4 protein-coding genes and 1 pseudogene are annotated in these 4502 nt (G+C 55.5%); 2 read left to right on the forward strand and 3 right to left on the reverse strand.

What is annotated here, in order from left to right; all coding sequences use genetic code 11:
* Positions 1-1508 (forward strand): aminomethyl-transferring glycine dehydrogenase (locus tag C7K08_RS12785; protein WP_117434653.1); only part of this gene is annotated, 1508 nt, incomplete at its 5' end.
* A 166-nt stretch (positions 1509-1674) separates the two neighbouring features.
* Positions 1675-1908, forward strand: coding sequence for a hypothetical protein (locus C7K08_RS15900; protein ID WP_133165271.1), 234 nt, complete (start codon positions 1675-1677; stop codon positions 1906-1908).
* Positions 1909-2033: 125 nt separating this feature from the next.
* Here the strand turns inward: C7K08_RS15900 and C7K08_RS16940 are convergent.
* From C7K08_RS16940 to C7K08_RS12805, 3 genes and pseudogenes are all read right to left on the reverse strand, one after another.
* Positions 2034-2246 (reverse strand): annotated as a pseudogene (locus C7K08_RS16940) (hypothetical protein); the annotation flags it as partial.
* A 58-nt stretch (positions 2247-2304) separates the two neighbouring features.
* Entirely contained in the window at positions 2305-4050 is a 1746-nt protein-coding gene (locus tag C7K08_RS12800; RefSeq protein ID WP_106500962.1) for a diflavin flavoprotein, read from the reverse strand.
* The coding region (locus C7K08_RS12805) for a flavin reductase family protein (protein WP_133165273.1) at positions 4050-4502 on the reverse strand (453 nt) is incomplete at its 5' end. The genes C7K08_RS12800 and C7K08_RS12805, both read right to left, overlap by 1 nt.

The following is a 4502-nucleotide window of genomic DNA, read 5'->3' on the forward strand; positions in this document are numbered from 1 at the left end:
CCCCTGGGGTGGGGGGGATTGGGCCGCGGCTGAAACCATGGCTGCAGCAGGAGGTATTCCAGTGCTATCGCAGTGAAACCGAATTGCTGCGCTACATCCAAAGGTTGGTGGCAAAGGATTTTTCCCTGGTGCACGGAATGATCCCTTTGGGCAGCTGCACCATGAAGCTGAATGGGGCGGCGGAACTGTTGCCGGTTAGTTGGCCTGCCTTCAGTGCCATGCATCCCTTTGCGCCTGCAGATCAATACAGGGGCTACAGCCGTTTAATTGCTGATTTGGAACAGTGGTTAGCGCTGCTCACGGGCTTTGCCGCGGTGTCGCTGCAGCCCAATGCTGGCTCCCAGGGGGAATATGCCGGCCTGCTTGTGATTCGCGCTTGGCACCGCAGTAGGGGGGAGGGCCATCGCAGGGTGTGCCTGATTCCCACCAGCGCCCATGGCACCAACCCAGCCAGTGCAGTGATGGCAGGCATGCAGGTGGTGGCAGTGCAATGCGATAGCAATGGCAATATCGATCGCCAAGATTTGGCCGCCAAGGCAGCTGAACACAGCAACCAACTGGCGGCACTAATGGTTACCTATCCCTCCACCCATGGGGTATTTGAGGAGGGCATCACTGAAATCTGCAGCCTGGTACATGGCCATGGGGGCCAGGTTTATCTCGATGGGGCCAACTTGAATGCCCAGGTGGGAGTGTGCAAGCCGGGGGRGTTTGGCGCTGATGTGTGCCATCTAAACCTGCACAAAACCTTCTGCATCCCCCATGGCGGTGGTGGGCCAGGGGTGGGGCCGATTGCTGTGGCAGCCCACTTGGCCCCCTACCTGCCGGGACACCCCCTGGTGAGCTGCGGCGGCAGCCAGGCCATTGGTGCCRTAGCGGCGGCCCCTTGGGGTAGCGCCAGCATCCTGCCGATCAGTTGGATGTATATCCGGATGATGGGAGGTGCAGGCCTGCGCCAGGCCACTGCAGTGGCGCTGCTGGCTGCCAATGATTTAGCTGAAAGGCTTGATCCCCATTACCCGGTGCTTTATCGCGGTGCCAATGGCCGGGTGGCCCATGAATGCATCCTCGATTTACGGCCTTTAAAAAACAGTGCTGGTTTGGAGGTGGATGATTTGGCYAAACGGCTGATGGATTACGGCTTCCATGCCCCCACGGTGAGTTGGCCAGTGGCGGGTACTGTGATGGTGGAGCCCACAGAAAGTGAATCCCTTAAGGAACTGGATCGTTTTGTGGAGGCGATGGTGGCGATTAGGGCTGAGGTGGCCGCCATTGAAACGGGCCAATCAGATCCCCAGAACAACCCGCTCAAAAGGGCGCCCCACACCCAAGCAGCCCTCACCGCAGACCAATGGGATCGGCCCTATAGCCGCCAACAAGCTGCTTTTCCCGTGGCTGGCTTGAAAACAAATAAGTTGTGGCCAGCTGTGGCCCGCATCGACAACGCCTACGGAGATCGCAACCTTGTGTGTAGTTGCCCATCGGTGCAGGAGCTGGAATCTGGCTAAAACTCTGCTGTAACTGGGATTTGGSCAAAAGTTTAGAACCGATTAAATCCAGCCAATTAAAATTTAAGATTTTCTACTTGATTTGTGGCTTGCCTTTGGTGCATTATCTGSTCCWACTGCGGTGGAAACCCCGCGGTTTTTCGCTCAACGCTGCTTGATGGGGATCATGGCCAGCAAATTTAGCGACACCACAAACAGGGAAGCTTTAAACACAGAAGCTCTCCTGCCAAAGATCTTGGCCAATGGCGAAACCATAAATGTGGAAGGCACCAATGTGGTGAGGGTTCCATTTGGAGTGCGCAAGGCCAAGCGCCGGCGGCCCGAACGCCCTGAACATTGGGCAACCTTGGTTTTACCTATCCAGAGCTGGGATCCAACGCCACCGCCCCAAGCMGCTTAAGCGCAGTATTTTTGTTGTTTCCCCGCCATTGCCTCAAGGCGCAATTGGCTGGGGCTAATGCCCCGTGAATCGGTTTGTTTAGGTAGCAGATCGAGCCGCGGCCGCCGATCCCTTCCCAACCGCGCTAGGCGCCAATCCACCAGTGCTTTCACATCAGAAATTGAACAGGCAGGTGCCCGAAAAGGCAACACATGCATTGGGCTGCGTTCAGGCCGCACCAGCCAACTCAAATCTGGTTGGGGTATTAATACAAAACCCCTGTATCTAACCGCTGGTTCTAGGGTTTTGCTAATCGGTTCGCCTGCTTGCACAACTAGAAATCCCTTTCTCAATGCCATTTGAACCCAACTTTCAGCTGTTGGCACGCTTTTTTGCTAAAGCCAGATAATTAAGCGGTTAGTAGTTGGCGCCACTACGGCGGTGGTGCAAAGCTGTTAATGCTGTTTCATCAAATAAGCCCCCCGCCGTTACTTGGGCATAGAGCACCCAGTGGTCGCCGCAATCCATCCTTTGTTGCACCGTGGCTTCCAGCCAAGCCAAGGCCTCCGGCAGCAGCGGCTGGCCGGCAGGGCTACTGCGCAATTCAAGCCCAGCAAAACGATCACTGCCGGGGCTGAAGGGTTGGAGAAATTGCTTCATCGTTGCCAATTCACGGCCTTCTGCCAGCACGTTTAAGGCAAAGCGATCGCCAATATGTAGTAATGCCTCCACGGCGCGATCTCGGGCTACCGCCACACTGAAACCAGGCGGTTGAAAACTTGCCTGGCTCACCCAGCTGGCCACCATGGCGCCACTGAGGCTTTGCTCCCCTTCCCCTTTTTGGGCTGTGAGCACGCATAGTGAGCCGATCACCCGGCCAAGGGCTAAAACAGCTGGGTCGCTGCGGCTTTCACTGAGGCCACCAGAATTGCGTTTTTGTTGGCGTTTTTGTTGTTGTTGCAGTAGCCGCGCTAGGGCCATACCGGTTTCCTCGCAGCGTTTAAGCGTTGGTGGATCAGGGCTGAATTTCACCCGAATCGTTTCAAAAGCCTGTTGGAAGCCCGCATCAGTGAGCTTGCTTTCCAATAAATCCAAGGCTTCTCCACTCCAGCCAAAACTGCCAAATACCCCCACAGGTTTGCTGCGATCACCCTCAGCCAGCAAGGTGCCAAGGGCCGACACGATTGGTGTTGGCGCATGGCCCCCCAAAGTTGGCGATCCAATTAGAACGGCATCGCAATTTTTAATTCCAGCCAGCAGTTGGGGGGCTTCGCTGAATTCACAATTGAGGCTGTTAACCCGCACACCTGTTTTTGCTATGCCTTGGGCGATGGCATCGGCAATCGCTGCGGTATTGCCGTAGGCGCTGGCATACAACAGCGTTACAACAAGGCTGGCTTTGCGTTGGGCTTCCCCCCAGCGGCGGTAATCGGCAAGAAGGCTGCGCCAGCTATCAACAATGGCTGGACCATGGCCCGGGGCGATGCTGCGGATTGCTAATTCCTCCAGGCGATTCACCACCAGCTCCACCTGGTTTGCCATCGGTGCCATCAAACAGTCGTAGTAGTAGCGGCGATCTTCACTACTGCTTGTTGGGTTGGTTTCGGCGTAGCTCTCGGTGCAGAGATGGGCGCCAAAAAATCGTCCRCTCATCAGCAGGCCACTGGCGCCGTGGAAAGCAGCTAAACCGCCGGGCCAACGGGGTGTTGGCAATGCCAACAGTTGCAACTCAAACCCATCAGCTAGGGGTAGTTGAAGTTCATGTTTAACTATCTCAATCGCTGGTAGTGGTGTTTGCTGCCAGAGCTCCTCTAGTAGCTTGGCGCCTGCATTAGATGCCACCAAATTGAATTGGGGCCAGATTTGCACTAATTGCTGCAGTAATGCCACCCGATTTGGATTCACATCACCCTGCACAACCGTTAATTTGCTTTGGGTTGGCACCAGTTGAGTGAGTGCCTGCAGAAATGGTTCAGCAAAAGCAGCACCTGGGGGATGCACCAACAGGGCTGAATTGCCAACACCTTGAAATAAAAAGCTGTTGTGGCAGGTGCCACGCTCCAACCCATATTCCACCTCAAAGCGCAAGCGCCTAGGGCTTATGCCCCGCAGGCAAACCAAACCATCTTCCAGCGGTATCTGGATAACCCAACGATCRGCCATTAGTAGTGGTTTCCCACCTTGCGGTGATGGGTGGCGGTGAGGGCYTGTTGGTTAGCWACGTTRCCGTTGCGAACCTGGGAGTAGATKAGCCAATGGTCGTTGCATTCAAGGCGCTGCTTCACTTCACAATCAAGGAAGGCMAGGGCTTCACTCAAAACCGGACCACCATCCGCTGCATTCTCAAGGGTGGCAACACCAGCAAAGCGATCGGCGCCGGGGGGGAAGCGCYTGAGGAAATGCCGCAATAGATTTTGGTGATTATCGGCAGCTAACACATTTAAAACAAACCTATCTCCCACCTGCATTAGCGCTTCGATTGCGCGATCTTTAGCTACTGCAACGGTGATACCAGGAGGATTAAAACTGGCCTGGCTCACCCAACTGGCCACCATGGCACCACTGCGTTCGGCTTGTTTCGCAGTTACCACATACAAGCCACCACTGAGGCGTCC

This window comes from Synechococcus lacustris str. Tous (assembly GCF_003011125.1).
Classification (GTDB): domain Bacteria; phylum Cyanobacteriota; class Cyanobacteriia; order PCC-6307; family Cyanobiaceae; genus Synechococcus_D; species Synechococcus_D lacustris.